Genomic DNA, 20519 nt, shown 5'->3' on the forward strand with positions numbered 1-20519 from the left:
ACGATTTCGCATTCTGCCGTTGGCAAGATCGGAAGAGACATGGAAAAATCCGTCGAAACCTCAGACGAAACCAGTGTTCCCGATTGGGACCCGTTTGGCCGCCCTCTGTTTGACGATCCAAGTGTAAGAGCCTTGTCGCGCGTCGGCGTTGTCGATGTCGGCTCGAACTCGGTCAGGATGGTCATTTTCGACGGCGCGGCACGCTCACCAGCGTATTTTTACAACGAAAAAATCATGTGTGCCCTTGGGGCGGGCCTGTCGGAAACCGGCAAGCTTAACCCGACCGGCCGCACGCGGGCTTTGGCCGCTCTGAAGCGGTTTCAGCATCTGGCGCGGGATTTGGACCTGCCCCCGCTGCATGTCGTCGCAACTGCGGCCGTACGCGAGGCGAGCGACGGCCCGGATTTCTGTGCGCAGGTCGAAAAAGAAACAGGATTGAGCATCTCCGTCATCAATGGCGAGGAAGAGGCCCGGTTGTCGGCGCAGGGTGTGCTGCTGGGCTGGCCGGGGGCCTACGGGTTGATCTGCGATATCGGCGGGTCTTCCATGGAACTTGCCGAGATCGGCGATGGAGACGTCGGGCTGCGTGTCACCTCACCCCTTGGGCCGCTGAAACTGCGCGACATCAAAGGTGGGCGTCGGGGCCGCAAGGCGCATATCAAGCAGACGATGGAAGAACTGCGCGACCAGCTTGGGCCGCAGCGGGACCGTCTGTTTCTGGTTGGCGGCAGCTGGCGTGCGTTTGCAAGGCTCGACATGTTGCGGCGAGGATATCCACTGCAGGTTTTGCATGAATATCGGATGACCACCAAGCAGGTCCGGGAAACCATCAAGTTCATCGAAAAGAACGACTCCGAGAAACTGAGGTCACAGGCAGGGGTTTCGGGGTCGCGTATGGCTCTGGTACCTTATGCGATGGATGTGTTGGGACGGCTGATCCGCACCTTCAAACCCAAGGACATCGCTATCTCAAGCTACGGTATTCGCGAGGGGTTGCTATATCAGCAAATGCCGCAGCGCTTGCGGGACCGTGACCCGCTGATCGAAGCCAGCCGTTTTGCCGAGATCAAAGATGCCCGGCTGCCGGGGTTCGGAAAGCACCTGTTCGAATTTGTGATGCCCCTTTTCCGTTCGGCGCCGGAGTCCAGCATACGTCTGGTCAAAGCGGCGTGCCTGCTGCACGACGTCAACTGGCGAGCGCATCCCGACTACCGTTCCGAGGTGTGTTTTGATACCGTGACCCGCGCCAATCTGGGCGGGCTGAAGCATTCCGAAAGGGTGTTTATCGGTCTGGCGCTGCAGCACCGCTATCGCAACAAACGCGAAGGCGACCGGTTCGAGCCGCTTTATGCTTTGCTGGACGACAAAGGCCAGAAGCAGGCAGAAATACTCGGCAAGGCCATGCGGTTTGGCGCAATGTTGTGGATGCAGACCGACGCCAGAATGGGCAAACTGCGCTTCTATCCGAAAAAGCAGCAACTGGAACTTATTCTGCCTTCGGAAACCCTGCCGCTGTTCAGCGAGGTTGCAGAATCGCGTTTGAATGGTCTGGCCAGCGCCCTGAAATCCGAAGTGCGCGTTGTGGTCCGGGACTGATCTGCAAACGCCGGTAAAACGGCTCGTCAGATATCTGTCCCTTCTGAAGGGGGCTCAGGCTCCTCACCGCTTTCCTCCTGCGGGGGCGGCATTGGCTTCTTGCGGATGATGATATCCCCGTTGGGCAGTATTTCCGGCGCCTCATATGCGCTCCAGTCGTCGACCTGCGCCATAAGTTCGGCCAGTGCCGGACCCATATTGTCAACAAATGACTGCATGGCCGGTCCAAACTGCAACGCCAGTTCCCGCAACGTGTTCAGCGATGGCTCCATTTCCTGTCGAAGGCCTTCGAAAAACAACTCCGCCCCCTGCTCCATAAGGGATTTGTCGTCCTCTTCTGCCGCAACTGGCAATGGCGCCAGCGCAAACAGAACACATATCAGGGCCGATTTACGCATGTATTGAATATAGGTGTCGGCAGTCGGACATGAAAGCCTACAGATCAATGTCCAGCGTCACGGGAAAGTGGTCCGAAGCAGTCAGCAGTGCTTCCCGCAGTTCAGGAACTTTCCAGCATTCTTCATCGTCGAAGGGATGCCAGATCCTCCAGACCGGCCGCCGGGACTGCAGGTCACCGCTGATCATGATGTAATCCAGTAACGCGTCCAGAAAACGCCCTTCCTGTGGCATGGCAAACCGCGCAGTCGCAGGCACCGATTTCGGCCTCAGCCGATGGGCCTCAACTGCATGCGGGTCATAAAGCCCTGCCTCCAGAAGGACTTCGACTGTTGAACGCCCGAACAGGTGTTCAAATTCGTCCAGTCCCGGACCGTCATTCAAATCACCCATGAGAATAACGGCCTCGTCACTGGCCAGATGCGACCGGATGCGTGTGCTCAGCCAAATGGCCTGAGCCAGTTGCTTCCTTCGATTGGCGATCGAAAGGCGCACGGCCTCGTCTCGCGTTGAGGCGCCATGCGGCGCCTTGGATTTCAGATGTGCCCCGATCAGGCGGAATTCGAATCCCGAGCGCAACGTCACCGCCAATTCCATCGGTGGCTTGGAAAACCGGACAGAATCTTTGGTGGCATCAACGTCCAGATCGATCTGAAACACCCCGTCAAACCGTGGCGTTTCGGGACCATTGTCCTTGCCGGACGGCTCGCCTATCGGGTCATGACGGGTGCTCAGTTGATCGGGGTCGTACAAAAGCGCCAGTTCCTGATGCGTATCATTGGGAAACCCCATCACGGCATGAGAGGTCCGCAGGTCAAACGCTTCCGCAAATCGCTGCAGGGCGCGAACTGTGTTCTGAGTTTTTCCTGTATTTGGCGCTTCGACGATCAGTACCGCATCGGCATCTACTGCGGTCAACACCTTGGCGATCGCTTCGACCTGTTGCGCCTTGGTAACGTCGTGACGCCCGGACCAACTGTCGTCAACGATCAGATTGTCATCGCTGTCAAAAAGATTGGCGAACCATTCCACATTGTAGGTCGCCAACCGCATGACATCAGACCCGGGCGCCGTTGATCTCGTCCCATGCGCGGTTGATGTCGATCATCTTCTTTTCCGCCAGACGAACGGCTTCTTCGGGTACACCGCGCGCCATCATCGCGTCTGGATGCGTTTCCCGAACCAGTTTACGCCAGACCTTGCGAATTTCCGGCAATGACATCTCTCTGCTTACACCCAACACCGTAAAGGGATCAGCGGGCGTTTCGGGAACAAATCGCGCGCGCAGCGCCATGAACTGAGCGTCCGTCTGTCCGAATATCCTGCTGACTTCCTCAAGGAACTCATTCTCGTTGGGGTGATAGAACCCGTCCGCCATCGCGATATGAAAGAGCCCTTCCATCAGATCGCAGAGCGTGGTGTTATCTTCGGCGAACATTCCTTTGATTTTGCGCGCATATTCCTGAAAGCCCGCAACATCTGTCCGCGCCATATTGAAGACCTTGGCGGCCCCCTCTTCGTCTCCGCGCGCAATCTGGAACACTTCGCGAAAGGCCGTCACTTCGTCGCGGGTCACCTGTCCGTCGGCCTTGGCCATCTTGGCGCCCAGCGCGATAACGGCGATGGCAAAGGCCACCGACCTTTCGGGCGGCGTCCGCAGGCGTTCAAAAACCTCCGTCAGGCTTTCGCCCTGGGCAAGCGCACTCAGCGCGTCGGATATACGGGTCCAGATCGACATGCCCGCACCCTAACCCGCCCGGATGCAACTGTCAGGTGCGACCAATCATTCCTGAGCAAGAATTTTCTGCATCAGGACCAGATCCAGCCAGCGCCCCCATTTCCGCCCGACCTCCGGCATCCTGCCCACCTCGGAAAACCCGATTGCAGAATGAAATCTGATGGCTGGACGATTATCCGCAGAAATACCCGCCACCAGCACATGAACCCCGTCCACGCGGGCGACTTCCTCAAGCCGGTTCATAAGCGCATGCCCCACCCCACGGCCGCGCGCGTCGGGCTTCAGCTGGATCGTGTGCTCCCGAGAATGCGCGTATCCGGGCCCGCCCCTGAACGGCCCGTATGTCGCAAACCCAACGACGCTCCCATCGGTCTCTGCCACCAGAAACCGCTTACCCCTTGCCTTGATATCCCTGACGATGTCCGCTTCTTCGCGCTCCGCCGAATTGAAGGTCACCAGCGTATCCCGAATGATCGCATTGGTTATCGCCATGATGACAGCTGCGTCTTCCGTTTTGGCCTGCCGCACCATCATTCCAGCACGCGCACCCCATGCGGTGTGTCAAACTCGGCCCTCAGCGCGGGTGCACCTTCGACAAATTCAACACAATCCAATTGCCCCAACATCCCTGCAAGCTCGACGGCCTGCGGATGGCTGATCTCCAGCCTGCGCAGACGACAACCGCCGGGTTGCAGCATCTGCGCAGGGTGCAGATTGCCTTTCCATTCAATCAACGCCGGAAACAGATTGTCGAACGGAAGCACCCCGTCGGAAGGAACGGCCATCTTCCAACGCAGGTCGCCGCGCGCCAAATCGATTGGATCACCGGCATTTACTGAAAGACGATCCAGCATGGCGTCCAAGTCATCTACCCGGCAAATCCAGTTGGTCAGCCTCGGTGATCCCGAAAACCGATCCAGGTCGAACCACCGGGGCTGACCGGGATCCTTCGCCTGCGGGTCAATTGCGATGGCCTCCAGATACAGCCCATCCTCAAGACCCAGAAGTCTGTTGTAAGTTCCAAATCTCCCGTGCCGCCCACCTGCCTGCAACGAGACGCCCAGCGCCTCTTCGACATAGGCTGTGGCCTCATCCAGGGTTTCCCCGGCAACTGCAACATGGTCCAGATTCATTGAGCGCCCCTTTCTCTGATGAAGCTACCGAGAACCGGACCAAACACAAAGGGAATCCCCTGCTTCATCTGGCGGAAAATACTCTCGGGGGGATCGCGCCGCAGGTGCGATTGGGGGGCAGACAGCCCCCCGCCCCGGTATCAGCTTCGCGCTTCGCCGATCAGGTTCAGAATATCCTGCGCCGCTTCGGGAATGTTTGTTCCCGGCCCGAAGATTGCCTTCACGCCGTGATCATACAGGAACTGATAGTCCTGTTGAGGAATGACACCGCCACAGATCACAATAATGTCCTCCGCTCCGGCTTTCTTCAGTTCCTCAACCAACTGAGGCGCCAATGTCTTGTGCCCGGCTGCCTGTGACGAGATGCCTACAACATGCACGTCGTTGTCGATTGCATCCTGCGCCGCCTCGGCCGGGGTCTGGAACAGCGGGCCAACATCGACATCGAAACCGATATCGGCAAAGGCGGTCGCGATTACCTTGGCGCCACGATCATGCCCGTCCTGTCCCATCTTGACTACCAGCAGACGTGGGCGGCGGCCTTCGGCGTCCGCAAACTCCTCTATCGACTTTTGAATCGCGGCAAAGCCTTCATCCCCTTCGTAGGCGGCACCGTAAACACCAGCCAGCGTTTTCACCTCGGCGCGGTGACGCCCGAATTCCTTTTCCATCGCCATGCTGATTTCTCCTACTGATGCGCGCGCGCGTGCGGCCTCGACCGCCGCTGCAAGCAGATTGCCGCCGCCCTGAGCAACACGGGTCAGATCATCGAGCGCCTTTTTGCAGGCCGCTTCATCGCGGGTCGCACGGATGCGCTCAAGCCGCGCAACCTGCGCCTCGCGCACCGCCACATTGTCCACATCCAGAATGTCGATCAGGTCTTCCTGTTCCTTACGGTACTTGTTGACGCCGACGATCACCTCATCGCCCCGGTCGATCATGGCCTGACGCCGCGCGGCACTTTCCTCGATCCGCAGCTTGGGCATGCCGCTGGCCACGGCCTTGGTCATACCGCCCATTTCCTCGACCTCTTCCATCAGGGCCCAGGCCTTTTCGATCAGATCGTTGGTCAGGCTCTCGACGTAGTAGGAACCGGCCAGTGGATCGACCACATCGGTCACGCCGGTTTCTTCCTGCAGCACCAGTTGCGTATTTCGCGCGATGCGGGCCGAAAAGTCAGTCGGCAGTGCAATCGCTTCGTCCAGAGCGTTGGTGTGCAGCGACTGAGTGCCGCCCAGAACCGCGCTCATCGCCTCATAGGCAGTGCGGATCACGTTGTTATAGGGGTCCTGCTCCTGCAGTGATACGCCCGATGTCTGACAGTGGGTGCGCAACATTTTAGACCGTTCGGATTTCGCGCCGAACTCGGTCATCACACGATGCCAGAGGGTCCGCGCAGCGCGCAGTTTGGCGATCTCCATGAAGAAGTTCATGCCGATGGCAAAGAAGAAGGACAGACGCCCCGCGAACTTGTCCACATCCATCCCGGCCTGCGTTGCGGCGCGGACATATTCACGCCCATCCGCCAGCGTATAGGCCAGTTCCTGCACCAGGTTCGCCCCGGCCTCTTGCATGTGGTAGCCAGAGATTGAGATCGAGTTGAACTTTGGCATCTCGTTCGACGTGAACTCAATGATGTCCGAGATGATCCGCATCGACGGATCAGGCGGGTAGATATAGGTGTTGCGCACCATGAACTCTTTCAGAATGTCGTTCTGGATGGTGCCGGACAGGACAGATTTATCGTGCCCCTGCTCTTCGCCCGCAACGATGAAGCTGGCCAAAATCGGGATTACCGCCCCGTTCATCGTCATCGAGACCGAAACCTTGTCCAACGGAATGCCGTCAAACAGGATTTTCATATCCTCAACTGAATCGATCGCCACGCCAGCCTTTCCGACATCGCCAACCACGCGCGGATGGTCACTGTCATAGCCACGATGTGTTGCCAGATCGAAGGCGACCGAAACCCCCTGCTGACCCGCAGCCAGATTGCGGCGGTAGAACGCATTCGACTCCTCAGCGGTCGAGAACCCGGCATATTGCCGAATGGTCCAGGGCCGCCCCGCATACATTGTCGCCTTCACCCCACGGGTAAACGGGCCAAACCCCGGCATCGACCCCATATGCGGCAGATCGGCCGTGTCGTCCTGCGTATAGAGCGGTTTGACGTCGATGCCTTCCAGCGTCTCTTTGGTCAGGTCGTCCAACGGGCGACCGCGCAGCTCTTTCTCGGCCAGCGCCTGCCAATCTTTCGTATCGGTCATTGCGATTTCCTTTTCTCAATTCGGATCGCGCCGGGGCTTGGCCCGCGCGTTGTGATGTTCTGTGTTGCTCGGTCAGGCGTGGTGCAGCGCAACATTTTACAGTCTGTGTGCATTTCGCCGGTCGCATTCAGCGGCGCAGGGGCTATATTCAAACGAACAGGAGGCCCCATGACACGAACGCTTGCCCTTGTTTTCTCGGCACTATTCCCGCTGGCAGTTGTTGCCGCAGACGGGTCTGCACCTGCTGATGACGAATTCGTCCGCCCTGTCGGCGACAGCGACCTCAGCGAATATCTTTGGGTGAACCGGCCCATTGTGGTTTTTGCCGACACTCCTGCCGATCCGCGCTTCCAGCAGCAGATTGAGATGCTGCTTGAGGGCGAAGAAGCCATGCGTGACCGTGATGTCATCGTACTGACCGACACTGATCCGTCGGCCCGATCCCCGATCCGGTCGCAACTGCGCCCGCGCGGGTTCCAGTTGGTGTTCGTCGACAAAGACGGCGTGGTCAAACTGCGCAAGCCCAGCCCGTGGAGTGTGCGGGAGATTGGCCGGTCCATCGACAAGACCCCCCTGCGCGAACGCGAGATCCGCGAACGACGCGAGGGCGGCTGAGCGCATCTGCCATACCCAAGGGCCCCGGCACAAAACGCCGAAATCCCCTGGAGATATGACAAATGCGCAGACATGATCACTCGAATTCCATGATCACATCGTCAACGGCCAGACTGTCACCTGCGCCAGCGTTGATCTTGGAAACAACACCCTTTTTCTCGGCGCGCAGGATGTTTTCCATCTTCATGGCCTCGACCGTGCACAGGGCCTGACCTTCCTGCACCTCCTGCCCCACTTCGACATCAACCTTCACGATCAGGCCGGGCATCGGGCAGAGCAGCATCTTGGATGTGTCAGGCGGCAGCTTTTCGGGCATCCGTTTCGCAAGCTCGGCCTGACGGGGGGTGCGCACATGCACCTTCATATCCGCGCCCCTGTTGCGGATGCGGAACCCTCCGGAAATCTTGCTTGCCTTCAGGACCAGCGGGCTGCCGTTGATATCCAGCGTTGCCAGTTGATCACCCGGCGTCCAGTCCGAAGAAACGCGGTATTCACCGCCTCCTTCAAACGTGACCGTCGAACCTGCCGGGTCGGCGGCGATGGTAAGATTGTACTCGTATCCTTGCAGGCTTACCGTCCAATCTGTTCCCACTTTGCGCTCATGGTTATCCATACGGCCTGACAAGCGGGTCCGGCGAATCTCGGCAACACGGTGCATTGCCGCGCAAGAGGCTGCGATCCGGCGCAGATCGTCTTCGTGCAACGAAACACCATCAAATCCGTCAGGATATTCTTCGGCGATGAATGCGGTTGTCATGTCGCCCGAAACAAATTTCGGGTGATCCATGACCGCCGACAGGAACGGCAGGTTGTGGCCGATGCCTTCAACCTCGAAACTGTCAAGCGCCACGCGCATCGCCTCGATCGCCTGTTCGCGGGTCGGCGCCCACGTGCACAGCTTGGCGATCATGGGATCGTAATACATCGAAATCTCGCCGCCTTCGTACACGCCGGTATCGTTGCGCACCGCGGCCGCGCCCTCGGGCGCCTCACCCTGCCACTTGCCGTTGGCCAACAGCGGCCCCGCAGCAATTTCCTGCGGCGGGCGATAACGTGTCAGACGGCCAATCGACGGCAGGAAGTTGCGATACGGGTCTTCGGCATACAGCCTGTTCTCGATGGCCCAGCCGTTGAGCCGCACGTCATCCTGAGAAATCGACAATTCCTCACCCGCTGCCACGCGAACCATCTGTTCCACCAGATCGACACCAGTGATCAGTTCGGTGACCGGATGTTCAACCTGCAGGCGGGTGTTCATTTCCAGGAAGTAGAATTTCTTTTCGCCATCGACGATGAATTCTACCGTGCCCGCACTGGCGTACCCCACGGCCTTGGCCAGCGCCACGGCCTGCTCACCCATGGCACGGCGTGTTTCTTCGTCAAGGAAGGGTGACGGAGCTTCTTCAACCACTTTTTGGTTCCGGCGCTGGATCGAGCATTCACGCTCACCCAGATAAATGCCGTTTCCGTGGGTGTCGCACAGAACCTGAATTTCGATGTGGCGTGGCTGAGTTACGAATTTCTCGATAAAGATGCGGTCGTCGCCGAACGAATTCGCCGCTTCGTTCTTGGATGACTGAAAGCCCTCGCGGGCTTCTTCGTCATTCCAGGCAATCCGCATGCCCTTACCGCCGCCGCCGGCGCTGGCCTTGATCATCACGGGATAGCCGATTTCCTGGCTGATCTTGACCGCTTCGTCCGCGTCTTCGATCAACCCCATATAGCCGGGAACTGTGGAAACGCCCGCCTCCTGCGCGATCTTCTTCGAGGTGATCTTGTCACCCATCGCCTCGATCGCGCCTTTTGGGGGGCCGACAAAGACAACGCCTTCGGCCTCAAGCGCCTCGGCGAATTTGGCGTTTTCCGACAGGAAGCCATAGCCGGGGTGCACCGCCTGTGCGCCGGTCTGACGGATGGCCTCCATGACCTTGTCGATCACGATATAGGACTGGTTAGCCGGCGGCGGGCCGATATGCACCGCCTCATCCGCCATTTCCACGTGCAGCGCGTTCTTATCAGCATCTGAGTAGATGGCGACTGTGCCGATACCCATCTTGCGCGCGGTCTTGATGACCCGGCAGGCGATTTCGCCCCGGTTAGCGATCAGGATCTTGTTGAACATGGAACGTCCTTTGTCTTGGGTGTCTGGAAACGCAAAACGCCGCCACCGGGCATAAGCCCCGCGACGGCGTGTTGCGTGATTTCGGCCGGGGCCAAACGGCCCGCGGAAAGATAGGTATCAGTTACAGGTGTTCTGGGTCTTGCAGTACAGCAGGTTGGTCGCTGCACCTGCCGCCGCGCCGACGACCGGATTGGCATCCAGAACCAGCGCGCCGAGCAGGCCTGCGCTGCCGCCATAAAGCGCCTGTTCGCCGGGATCGTCCCCACAGGCCGCCAATCCGGCGCACAGGCCAATTGCAGCGATGAGTCGTGATGTCCGCATGAATTCTGTCCCTTTTCAGACTTTGGATTTTCTGAGGACAGATGCGGGGCCGAGGCCGACAGACGCAAGCCACATCGCCGTGACAATGGCTGTTGCGCAAAATCCTGCTTTCGGACGGTTGGATTCCGCCGAAAGAAAAAAGCGGGCAGGGTATTGTGGGGAACACAAACCTGCCCGCTGAAGGAAGGGGTACGGAATAGTAGGTGCTTGTGCGGCGCAGGCAAAGTAGAGCCGCACGGCCCAGCTACTCTGCCCGCCACAATAATTGCCGCCAAGCCAACATTGTTTCCAAACAGGTTTCCGGCCAGTTTCTGCCTATTCGGCAGAATTACGCGCAACTTTGTGCCGACCCGGACAAAGGGGAATGCGGCCCCAATATGCTCATTCGCCGTCACGTTGCCGTTACACTTGAGGTTATCGAAGGCTGCCACACCATGTAGAGATTCACAGGCGATGACGGCAGCGCCATTCACCTTGATCATTGTTCTCAAGGGCTTCCGTTCGAATGGCAATATTTTACAGTCATAATCGGTTTTTTGCTCACGCAAATGAGATAATAAGCCTACTATTTGTATCTTATTCGTGAATTTCCCAAGGCGAATTTGCGTGAAAGTGTTGCGATGCATACTCGCACACAAGGAAAAATCCCCATGAAAAACAAAGGTAAAGCAGCCTTTCTGCTGGCTGTTTCCGGGGTGGCGCTGGCTGCCTCTCCGATCTGGGCTCAAGACGCGCAAACACAGGCCGAAATCGACGCCTTGCGCGCACGCGTCGAGGCGCTGGAGACATCTAACAATTCTTCCAGTGGTGATTTTCAGCTGGGAAGCACTTCGCTGGATATCTACGGCTACGTCAAATCCGATTTCTTCTATGATTTCGAGTTTGATCAGGGAGATACGGCGTTTGTGAACGTCATCGGTGAGCCGTCCGCTGCCACGGACGGCACGTTCGGCGCCACCATACGGCAATCGCGTCTGGGCCTTCGGACCAGCACGCAGACCGACATCGGTGAGATCACCGGGCAGCTGGAATACGACTTGTTCGCATCGAACGGTACTGCAGAGCTTCGGCTGCGCCATGCGAATATTGGTATCGGAGATAACTGGTTGATCGGGCAGTACTGGACCAACTTCCAGCCGCTCGACACGTACCCGACCACCGTTGAATTCAACGGACCCGTCGGTATCGCCTTTGCCCGGGTTCCGCAGGTGCGCTACAGCAACAAGCTCGGCGGCAACACCACTCTCAGCTTCTCGGTCGAGGAAAACGTCGGTGGGTCGAACTCGGACGATCCGGTGCTGACAGGTGCGGTCGAATACAATGACGGCACTTATGTCGCGCGCGCGGCTGCCCTTTACGGCAACGCGCAATCCGGCACGGTCGAAGTTGATCAGACCGGCTTTACCCTGTCGGGATCCGTCCGCCCCTGGCAAGGTGGGCTGTTTCAGGTCAACTACGTCACCGGCGAGGCGCTTGGCCCCTATCTTATCGGTCTGGGCAATGCCATCGTCGGCGGGCAGGCCAATGATGTCGATGGCTATACCATCGAATTCCGGCAGGATCTGAGCAGCAAGTGGAATGTCGGCATCGCGTACGGCAAAGAAGAATACGACCTGCCCACCTCGACCGGGACCCTGTCGTTTACCGAGTTGGAGACGATCCATGTCAACGCCTTCTACAAGGCGACCGACAGTCTGACACTCAGCGCGGAATACATCTTTGGGGAACGGAATGACGTTATTTCCGGCCAGACCTTCGATGGCAACCGGGTTCAGATTGCTGCTCAGCTGAACTTCTGAAATTGCAAACCGGCCCTGCCCGCTCCCGGGCAGGGTTCCCACGGCATGGCCGGGCAAAGGCTTATGCACGGGGACGGCGCACATGGTCAGTAGCTATCCTCAAACACGTCAGGGAATGACACGCGCGCCACATCAACGTCGATCACCAGAAGTGCGTCATAGCTGGCGGTGTCGAACGGATCTTCGGCCGGCACGACTTCTCGCCCGAACAACCAACTGATCCGCCCTGCATCCAGATTGCCGCGCTCGAATGGCTGATCGCCAAAGTGCTCCCACAACGCCCTCAGAAATGCGGTGTCGGCACGACGATCTGCCGCCTTGCGATCGCGATACCGTTCGCGCCGGGTCAGTGGTGTGACGCCCTTGGGGTTGGCACGCCGGACTGTAAATTGAAAATCGGTTCCGGGAAGACGACCGGGGAAACCGCGGTGCTTCAACATGACCGCACCTCCTGACGCTTGACGAAATCTGGCAGGCAAACACCTGATCTTTGGTCAAAAATCGAAGGATTCCATCCGGGTAAGGATGAGCTCATAACGCGCGCTCCCAATGCGAAAAGGTTGTGTTGAGGCGCTTTGGCGAGTTCAACGGCTGGTTTCATCGTCAAAGCCCCTCCCAGATACACCGGGATTGCTCCAGCCGGTAGGCTTCGAAAAATTGAGTGGCGTCTGGTTCGGACAGGCCGAATTCCACCGGCCGATCAGACAGCGAGATCACCACACGCGCGGGCTCCAGTTCATGCTTTGCCACGTAAGGAACCGCCAATGTCTGACACAGATGCTCCATATCCACAGTCGCCACGTCATACCCGATACGTCCCGCGGTCGCGCCAATCTTGGGCGCAACAAAACGGAACCGAACCCACAGTTCGCCGGGGTTGTTGTCCAGCAGAACATCCCGCAATTCCACGGGCTGCCCCGAAGGAACAGGCAACAAGCTTTGGGAGTTGCCGGTCGTCGCGGTACACACAGCCAGCACTGCCAGAACATAGCCGCAGCCCCGGCCCCGCGCTCGGCGGGCTCCTCCATCCGGGGCTGCGTGCGCAGCAGAGTCTGGCCGCGCGATTCTATGTCTGGTTGAACAAATCATGGGATAGATTCGTCTTTGGTGTCAAACTGCGCGGGCGAGATGATCTCGATCAGCTCCATGTCGTCGGAATGGCGAACCTCGCGATGCACGACGCCGGGCGGCTGCAAAACGCACGACCCCGCACGCAAGGTATGTTCGCCCTGCCCCTCATATTCAAAGACGACCCAGCCCTTGGTGACGTAAACCATTTGAAAGTCCAGATCATGGCTGTGCCACGCACCGGGGCTTTCCATCCCCGGCACGGCACGGATGACATGCGCACCGAATTTGCCCTGAGTGGCCCCTTTGATCCCGAGATCGCGATACTCAAAGAAGGCCCGCAGCCCCTCGCCGATAAATGGGGAATCGTCGGCGTGAGAAACGGTGAAAGCCTGATTTTTCCATACTTTAGGAGAAGGTTTTTTGCGCCAATGTTCTCGCACTAAAACCATCTCCACAACTTCATCGGGAGACAGATCTCGACGATCGGAAACAAAGTCAGGCGAAACTTCGGTGTCGCGAAGCTTCCAAAAGCCTTCGTCAATGCGCTCAAACAAATCTTCTTTAAGCTCACCGCCGGCATCAGAGGAGTGTTCATAGATTCTACCTCTAATACCCTCCCGCCAAGTCAGGGGCAGATCACTTACTGATGTTGCCTCGAAGTAAGCATAGACATCCGGGAGACGCGCTGCGCCTCCCAATGCACGAAAAACCTCGATGACTTGATCAATTCGCCGCATGAGAATTCGACCTCACAACGGAATATTATCGTGCTTCTTCCACGGGTTCTTCAGGGATTTGCCCCGCAGTGAGGCAAACGCGCGAGAGACCCGGCGACGGGTGGATTGCGGCATGATCACCTCGTCGATGAACCCGCGCTCGGCGGCGACGAACGGATTGGCAAAGCGGTCTTCGTAGTCCTGAGTATGGGCCGCGATCTTGTCGGCATCTCCCAGATCGGCACGGTGGATGATCTCAGTCGCGCCCTTGGCACCCATCACGGCAATCTCGGCCGTCGGCCAGGCATAGTTGAAATCGCCGCGCAGATGCTTGGAAGCCATAACGTCATATGCGCCGCCATAGGCCTTGCGGGTGATGACCGTGACCTTTGGCACCGTCGCTTCCCCGTAGGCGAACAACAGCTTGGCCCCGTGCTTGATGACACCACCGTATTCCTGAGAGGTCCCAGGCAGGAAACCCGGCACATCCACGAAAGTCAGGATCGGGATTTCGAAACAGTCGCAGAAACGGACAAAGCGCGCGGCCTTGCGGCTGCTGTCGATGTCCAGACAACCGGCCAACACCATCGGCTGGTTGGCAACGACACCGACCGTTTGCCCCTCGAGTCGCATGAACCCGGTGATGATGTTCTTGGCGAAGTCTTCCTGAATTTCATAGAAGTCACCCTCATCCGCCACTTTGGTGATGAGTTCCTTCATGTCATAAGGCGTGTTCGGGTTTTCCGGCACCAGAGTGTCCAGCGAAGTCTCAATGCGGCCCGGTTCGTCAAAGAACGGGCGTACGGGAGGCTTTTCGCGGTTGTTCAGCGGCAGGAAATCCACCAGTCGGCGCACCTCGGCCAGTGCCTCGACATCGTTTTCGAAGGCGCCGTCGGCTACGGACGATTTCTTGGTATGGGTTGAGGCACCACCCAGCTCTTCGGCGGTGACTACTTCGTTGGTTACCGTTTTGACCACATCCGGACCGGTCACGAACATGTATGACGTGTCTTTGACCATAAAGATGAAGTCAGTCATCGCCGGGCTATAGACAGCGCCGCCCGCGCACGGCCCCATGATGACACTGATCTGAGGCACCACGCCGGATGCCATGATGTTGCGTTGAAACACCTCGGCGTACCCGGCCAGCGAGGCGACACCTTCCTGGATTCGCGCCCCACCCGAGTCGTTGATGCCGATCACAGGCGCCCCGTTCTGTACGGCCATATCCATGATCTTGCAGATCTTCTGCGCGTGGGTTTCCGACAGTGATCCGCCAAATACGGTAAAGTCCTGCGAAAAGACATAGACCATGCGCCCGTTGATCGTGCCCCAGCCGGTCACGACGCCATCACCTGCAGGCTTTTGATTTTCCATCCCGAAATCTGTGCAGCGGTGGCTGACGAACATGTCGAATTCTTCGAAGCTGTCTTCGTCCAGCAGCAGCTCGATCCGTTCGCGCGCCGTCAGTTTGCCGCGCGCATGTTGTGCGTCGATCCGTTTTTGACCGCCACCCAGCCGCGCAGCCTCGCGGCGATTTTCCAACTCGGAAAGGATGTCTTTCATCGCGTTAGTCCCCTGTAACATTTGGCGGGACAATATAGACTGAGACATTCAGGCCAAAGTGATTTTCGGCAAATTTGCAAATACTTCTCAACTACCTAACAGCTAATTGCAAATTTGTTAATTAACATTTTAACACATTCACAGGCATAGCAATGATCTTTCCCCTGCCTTAAATGCAAACCATGCAGTTCAGTTCCACACAGGCGCGTCGCAGCCCCCCGACACTTGCGACACTTATTTTGCTGTCCGGGTTGTCGGCACTCGGCATGAACGTATTCCTGCCCAGCCTGCCCAACATGGCGACTTATTTTCAGGCCGACTACAAAGTTCTGCAACTTTCCGTGGCACTGTATCTGGCGGTCAATGCCATCATGCAAATCCTGATTGGCCCCATTGCGGACAAGGCCGGGCGTCGGCCGGTTATTCTGTGGGGGCTGGGCCTTTTCCTGCTGGTCACGCTGGGGTGCATTTACGCGCCAAATGCCGAAGTGTTCCTGTTCTTTCGGATGTGTCAGGCCGTCATCGCCGTCGGTATCGTGCTAAGCCGCGCCGCAGTCCGCGACATGTACGAACAGGACAAAGCCGCTTCGATGATCGGTTATGTGACTATGGGCATGGCGGTGGTTCCCATGGTCGGCCCCGCGATCGGCGGCCTGCTGGATGAAGGCTTTGGCTGGCAGGCAAACTTTTGGCTGCTGTTCGGCCTGGGCGCGTTGACGCTGCTGCTGGTGTTTGTGGACTTTGGCGAAACATCGCACAAAAGCGGCAAGACGCTGGTACAGCAGTTCCGCGAATATCCCGAACTTCTGACCTCTCCTCGTTTTTGGGGATATGCACTGGCGTCGGCTTTTTCGTCCGGTGCCTTCTTCGCCTATCTTGGCGGCGCGCCATTTGTGGGAACCGAAGTGTTTGGCATGAACCCTGCCGAGGTCGGCATCTATTTTGGGGCCCCGGCAGTCGGGTACTTTTTCGGCAACTTCATCAGCGGCCGGTATTCGGTGCGCTATGGCGTGAACCGAATGGTGCTTTGGGGATGCTGGATGAACGCCATCGGCGTTGCGATTTCGGTTCTGATCGTGCTGGCAGGACTAGGCTCGGCAATCAGTTTCTTCGGCTTCATGACCTTTGTGGGGTTGGGCAACGGGATGTCCATTCCGAACGCCACAGCCGGATCGCTCTCGGTGCGTCCGCATCTTGCTGCAACGGCTTCGGGTCTGAGCGGCGCGATCATGCTGGGCGGCGGCGCCGCACTTAGCGCGCTTGCGGGAGCGCTTCTGACCGTGGAGACCGGCGCCTTACCCCTGCTGTGGCTGATGCTTGCCACATCGGTGATGGGCATTGTGGCGATCCAGGTGGTGATCTGGCGGGAGCGGCAACTGGGGCTTTGACCAAAGGGCCCCTTGGGTGCGCAAGATCGCTTGCGCAGGGCAGTTTGCAAAGCTAGCCTTGGCGATGTGTAAATCTGCAAAGACAAGCCATGGCCACCCAGAAACTTTATGCCGGCGCCAAGCTGCGCGAAATCCGCAATCGCCTGACACTCAAGCAAAAGGATTTTGCCGCCAAGCTTGGTGTTTCGCTGCCCTACCTCAACCAGATGGAAAACAACAACCGACCGGTTTCCACGACGGTCGTGCTGGCGCTGGCGCAGGAATTCGGGCTTGATGTCACCGAGCTCAGCACTGGCGACAGCGAACGGCTGGTTTCGGACATGCGCGAGGCACTGGCCGACCCGATCTTTGCTGACACAATGCCGCCGGTTGCAGATCTTCGTCTGACCGCTTCGAACGCACCAGCGCTGGCGCGCGCTTTTATCGAGCTTCATCGCAACTATCGCCAGACCCACGAACGCCTCGCCTCCCTGGACGAGGCGCTGGGGCGCGAAGACGCGCGCATTCAGGCAAGCCCGTGGGAAGAGGTGCGCGACTTTTTCCACTACTGCGACAACTATATCGACGCTGTTGACCGGGCCGCTGAACGATTTGCCGAGCGCGCCGACGGGTCCGGCGGTATTCGTGAGGCCGCGCTGACCAGTCTGTCCGACCGAGGTGTGCAGGTCGATTTTTCGGACACAGAAATTCTGCGAAGCTATGACGCGCAGAACAAAAAACTTGTACTCTCCTCTCGCACGGCACCGCAGACACAGGTGTTTCAGTTGCTGCTGCAGGTTGCCCTGATAAGTCAGGATCAATTGCTGGAAGCCACGCTTGATTTCGCGCGTTTCCAAAGCGACGAAGCCCGCTCGATCGCCAAAATCGGCCTTGCGAACTACTTCGCGGGCGCATCCCTCATGCCGTATGGCAGCTTTCTGGCAGCCGCGCAGGAATACCGTCACGATCTTGAGTTGCTCAGCAACCGGTTCGGCGCATCGGTTGAACAGGTGGCACATCGCCTGTCCACGATGCAAAGGCCTGGCGCCAAGGGTATCCCGTTCTTTTTCGTCCGGGTGGATCAGGCGGGCACCATCACCAAGCGTCACTCTGCCACGCGCCTGCAATTCGCCCGCTTTGGCGGGGCCTGCCCGCTGTGGAACGTGCACCGCGCCTTTGAAACGCCGGGGCACTTTTTACGACAACTGGCCGAAACCCCGGACGGGGTTCGCTATATCTCTCTGGCGCGGGACGTGTCGAAATCGGGTGGCTCGTTCGGAAGCCCGGTGCGTCGCTATGCAATTGCACTGGGGTGCGAGGTGCGCCATGCCGAGGCGCTGGTCTATGCCGACAATCTGGACACCAACAACGCCAGCGCCTACGAACCGATTGGTATTTCCTGCCGGATTTGCGAACGCAAAACCTGCCACCAACGCTCCGTCCCGCCGCTGGAACGACGCCTGACCATTGATGCACACACGCGCGGCACCCTGCCCTACGAAGTCACCTGATCCGGAAGGGGTACAGGGCCGCATTTGCCGCGGCCCTTTTGCGGGTCAACGCATGTCAGGCTTTGGACAGAATGGCCCAGATCTCATCCTTGAGGGCCGCGCGCTTTTTCCGAAGCTCAACCTCGGCCAGTTCCTCCATAGGCTCAACATTGGTTTCGGCCCGGTGAACGGTGCGATTGATTTCGTGATACTCGTCAGCCAGCCGGGAAAAATGGGCATCCGATTGCTTGAGCTGGCTCATCAGTTCAGCCTTGTCCGGAAACTCTTCGGCCAGTTCATGCGGGGTGTGGGACATCTGTGTTCGCTCCTGATCTGTGTGTTGCAGTCAATTCGTAAATACGATGCGCCCAACACGCTTTGACCCGGATCAAAATAAAGCAGATTTTGCGCAGGTTTCAGCATATGCGGCACACACATAGACAACATGTGATCGGGCCCGCACGTCCGCAACCTCCCACAGTTCGGCAACAATGAAACGGACCTTTCCAACTGGAAAGGCCCGCTGAGAGTGCCGACTGACCTGAATGCGTTTATCAGGTGGTTTAAAGTTCGGTTAACGCTGTGCCGTCGCCCATTCAGGATGGATCCAGGGGCGATCATTCGCCTTCGAAAGCGGATCTTTTCCAAGCAGATGATCCGAGACCTTCTCACCCACCATGATCGATGGCGCGTTGAGGTTGCCGTTGGTGATCTGCGGAAAGATCGAGCTGTCGGCTACGCGCAACCCGTCAACACCGATCACCCGGCCTTGCGGATCGACAACAGCGTCTTTGTCATCGGCACGGCCCATCCGGCAAGTACCGCAGGGATGATAGGCGCTTTCGGCGTGTTCCGCGATAAACCCGTTCAACTCCTCGTCCGTCTGCACGGACGCGCCCGGCTGAATTTCCTTGCCCACATAGGGTTTGAATGCGTCCTGCCCGAAAATCTCGCGCGTCAGCCGGATGCAGGTGCGGAAATCCTCCCAGTCCTGTTCATGGCTCATGTAGTTGAACCGAATGACAGGCGCATCCTCGGCCCGCGCCGAACGCAAAGTGACCGCCCCGCGCGACGGCGACCGCATCGGCCCGACATGCGCCTGAAAACCGTGCCCCTCAGCCGCTGCCTGCCCATCATAGCGCACCGCAATGGGTAGGAAATGGTACTGGATATCCGGGTACTCGACACCGGGTTTCGATCTGATGAAAGCCGCACTTTCAAACTGGTTCGAAGCGCCAAGGCCGGTCTTGGTGAACAACCACTGCGCCCCGATCAGCCCCTTGCTGATCAGATTCCAGTGTTTGTAAAGCGTGATTGGCTGAACCGAAGCCTGCTGAATATAAAGCTCCAGATGATCCTGCAAGTTCGCACCAACACCCGGGCGATCGGCCACAACCTGAATACCGTGCTCCGCCAGATGGGCTGCCGGACCTATGCCTGAAAGCATCAGAAGCTTGGGCGAGTTGATCGACGACGCCGCCAGCACCACCTCGCGACGGGCGCGGATGATCTCTTTCTTACCGCCGCGCACCAGTTCGACCCCCGTCGCACGGCCATTTTCCGTGACCACGCGTGAAGCGAGTCCACGGACAATATCGCAGTTGTCGCGCTTGAGCGCCGGCTTCAGATAAGCGTTCGCCGCCGACCAGCGCCGTCCTTTCCAGACGGTCTGCTCCATCGGGCCAAAGCCTTCCTGCTTTTCACCGTTATAGTCGCCGGTAACTTCGTACCCTGCCTGCTGACCCGCATCGACAAAAGCCTTGAAAAGCGGGTTCGCACGCGGCCCGCGCGAAACATGCAGCGGCCCATCCGTCCCGCGCCAGGTGGGATCGCCACCATGGCCGCCATCGTGCCATGTCTCCATACGCTTGTAGTAGGGTAGCACGTCGGCATAAGACCAGCCGTCGGCCCCCATATCGGCCCAGGTGTCGAAATCCCGTGCGTGGCCACGCACATAAACCATACCGTTGATCGAAGACGACCCGCCGATCACCTTACCGCGCGGACAAGCCAGACGTCGGTTGTTCAGATGCTGCTCGGGCTCGGACTGGTAGCCCCAGTCATAGCGCGACATGTTCATCGGATAGCTGAGCGCCGCAGGCATCTGGATGAACGGTCCGGCATCTGTGCCGCCATGTTCGATCACCAGCACCGAGGCCCCTGCCTCGCTCAATCGATAAGCCATCGCGCAACCGGCGGATCCTGCACCGACGATGACAAAATCTGCTTCCATATTCGGGTCTCCTGTGCCCACCGGGTCAAGATTTTTCGTCGAAAAATCTCACTCTCTCCGATGGGGAAATTTGCAATATTGTGAAGAGG

The 20519-nt window shown here is 58.3% G+C and carries 19 protein-coding genes; 5 read left to right on the forward strand and 14 right to left on the reverse strand.

What is annotated here, in order from left to right:
* Positions 1 to 39 precede the first annotated feature (39 nt).
* Positions 40 to 1596, forward strand: coding sequence for a Ppx/GppA family phosphatase (locus ACR0D6_RS02890; protein ID WP_480764727.1), 1557 nt, complete (start codon positions 40 to 42; stop codon positions 1594 to 1596).
* Between the two features lie 26 nt (positions 1597 to 1622).
* On the opposite strand, the gene ACR0D6_RS02895 is transcribed toward ACR0D6_RS02890, so the two are convergent.
* From ACR0D6_RS02895 to scpA, 6 genes are all read right to left on the reverse strand, one after another.
* Positions 1623 to 1994, reverse strand: a complete 372-nt coding sequence (locus tag ACR0D6_RS02895; RefSeq protein WP_480764400.1) for a hypothetical protein — start codon at positions 1992 to 1994, stop codon at positions 1623 to 1625.
* A 37-nt stretch (positions 1995 to 2031) separates the two neighbouring features.
* Positions 2032 to 3045 (reverse strand): endonuclease/exonuclease/phosphatase family protein, encoded by a 1014-nt coding sequence (locus ACR0D6_RS02900; protein ID WP_480764401.1) that lies wholly within the window; start codon positions 3043 to 3045, stop codon positions 2032 to 2034.
* A 4-nt stretch (positions 3046 to 3049) separates the two neighbouring features.
* Positions 3050 to 3730: a TerB family tellurite resistance protein gene (locus tag ACR0D6_RS02905; RefSeq protein WP_480764402.1), complete on the reverse strand. Its 681-nt coding sequence runs from the start codon at positions 3728 to 3730 to the stop codon at positions 3050 to 3052.
* 45 nt (positions 3731 to 3775) lie between these two features.
* On the reverse strand, positions 3776 to 4264 hold the full coding sequence (locus tag ACR0D6_RS02910; RefSeq protein WP_480764403.1) for an N-acetyltransferase family protein: 489 nt from the start codon (positions 4262 to 4264) through the stop codon (positions 3776 to 3778).
* A complete protein-coding gene (locus ACR0D6_RS02915) occupies positions 4261 to 4863 on the reverse strand; it encodes a VOC family protein (RefSeq protein WP_480764404.1) in 603 nt (200 codons plus the stop codon). The genes ACR0D6_RS02910 and ACR0D6_RS02915 overlap by 4 nt, the downstream gene beginning before the upstream one ends.
* Before the next feature lie 140 nt (positions 4864 to 5003).
* Positions 5004 to 7130, reverse strand: coding sequence for a methylmalonyl-CoA mutase (scpA, locus tag ACR0D6_RS02920; protein WP_480764405.1), 2127 nt, complete (start codon positions 7128 to 7130; stop codon positions 5004 to 5006).
* A gap of 168 nt (positions 7131 to 7298) precedes the next feature.
* Between scpA and ACR0D6_RS02925 the strand changes: the two genes are divergently transcribed.
* On the forward strand, positions 7299 to 7745 hold the full coding sequence (locus tag ACR0D6_RS02925) for a DUF4174 domain-containing protein (protein WP_480764406.1): 447 nt from the start codon (positions 7299 to 7301) through the stop codon (positions 7743 to 7745).
* 76 nt (positions 7746 to 7821) lie between these two features.
* Here the strand turns inward: ACR0D6_RS02925 and ACR0D6_RS02930 are convergent, their stop codons facing one another.
* Together ACR0D6_RS02930 and ACR0D6_RS02935 are read right to left on the reverse strand one after the other, a co-directional pair.
* Positions 7822 to 9867 carry an ATP-binding protein gene (locus tag ACR0D6_RS02930; RefSeq protein WP_480764407.1) on the reverse strand — a complete coding sequence of 682 codons (2046 nt, stop codon included), beginning with the start codon at positions 9865 to 9867 and terminating at the stop codon, positions 7822 to 7824.
* 117 nt (positions 9868 to 9984) lie between these two features.
* Complete coding sequence (locus tag ACR0D6_RS02935; protein WP_480764408.1) at positions 9985 to 10188, reverse strand: hypothetical protein; 204 nt, start codon at positions 10186 to 10188, stop codon at positions 9985 to 9987.
* Between the two features lie 650 nt (positions 10189 to 10838).
* On the opposite strand from ACR0D6_RS02935, the gene ACR0D6_RS02940 reads away from it, so the two are divergent.
* Entirely contained in the window at positions 10839 to 11987 is a 1149-nt protein-coding gene (locus tag ACR0D6_RS02940; RefSeq protein ID WP_170650858.1) for a DcaP family trimeric outer membrane transporter, read from the forward strand.
* A gap of 86 nt (positions 11988 to 12073) precedes the next feature.
* Here the strand turns inward: ACR0D6_RS02940 and ACR0D6_RS02945 are convergent, their stop codons facing one another.
* From ACR0D6_RS02945 to ACR0D6_RS02960, 4 genes are all read right to left on the reverse strand, one after another.
* Positions 12074 to 12427, reverse strand: coding sequence for a hypothetical protein (locus ACR0D6_RS02945; RefSeq protein WP_480764409.1), 354 nt, complete (start codon positions 12425 to 12427; stop codon positions 12074 to 12076).
* A 163-nt stretch (positions 12428 to 12590) separates the two neighbouring features.
* Complete coding sequence (locus ACR0D6_RS02950; protein ID WP_480764728.1) at positions 12591 to 12965, reverse strand: DUF6497 family protein; 375 nt, start codon at positions 12963 to 12965, stop codon at positions 12591 to 12593.
* A 107-nt stretch (positions 12966 to 13072) separates the two neighbouring features.
* Positions 13073 to 13795 (reverse strand): cupin domain-containing protein, encoded by a 723-nt coding sequence (locus ACR0D6_RS02955; protein WP_480764410.1) that lies wholly within the window; start codon positions 13793 to 13795, stop codon positions 13073 to 13075.
* A gap of 12 nt (positions 13796 to 13807) precedes the next feature.
* Positions 13808 to 15340 (reverse strand): acyl-CoA carboxylase subunit beta, encoded by a 1533-nt coding sequence (locus tag ACR0D6_RS02960; RefSeq protein WP_170650862.1) that lies wholly within the window; start codon positions 15338 to 15340, stop codon positions 13808 to 13810.
* Positions 15341 to 15522: 182 nt separating this feature from the next.
* On the opposite strand from ACR0D6_RS02960, the gene ACR0D6_RS02965 reads away from it, so the two are divergent.
* Positions 15523 to 16728, forward strand: a complete 1206-nt coding sequence (locus ACR0D6_RS02965; protein ID WP_170650863.1) for a multidrug effflux MFS transporter — start codon at positions 15523 to 15525, stop codon at positions 16726 to 16728.
* A gap of 89 nt (positions 16729 to 16817) precedes the next feature.
* On the forward strand, positions 16818 to 18218 hold the full coding sequence (locus ACR0D6_RS02970; protein WP_480764411.1) for a helix-turn-helix domain-containing protein: 1401 nt from the start codon (positions 16818 to 16820) through the stop codon (positions 18216 to 18218).
* A 55-nt stretch (positions 18219 to 18273) separates the two neighbouring features.
* Here ACR0D6_RS02970 and ACR0D6_RS02975 read toward each other — a convergent pair whose 3' ends face one another.
* A complete protein-coding gene (locus tag ACR0D6_RS02975) occupies positions 18274 to 18513 on the reverse strand; it encodes an HP1242/YdcH family protein (RefSeq protein WP_480448774.1) in 240 nt (79 codons plus the stop codon).
* 258 nt (positions 18514 to 18771) lie between these two features.
* A complete protein-coding gene (gene betA, locus ACR0D6_RS02980) occupies positions 18772 to 20430 on the reverse strand; it encodes a choline dehydrogenase (protein ID WP_480764412.1) in 1659 nt (552 codons plus the stop codon).
* Positions 20431 to 20519 lie beyond the last annotated feature (89 nt).

Source organism: Ruegeria sp. BJ6 (genome assembly GCF_056537885.1).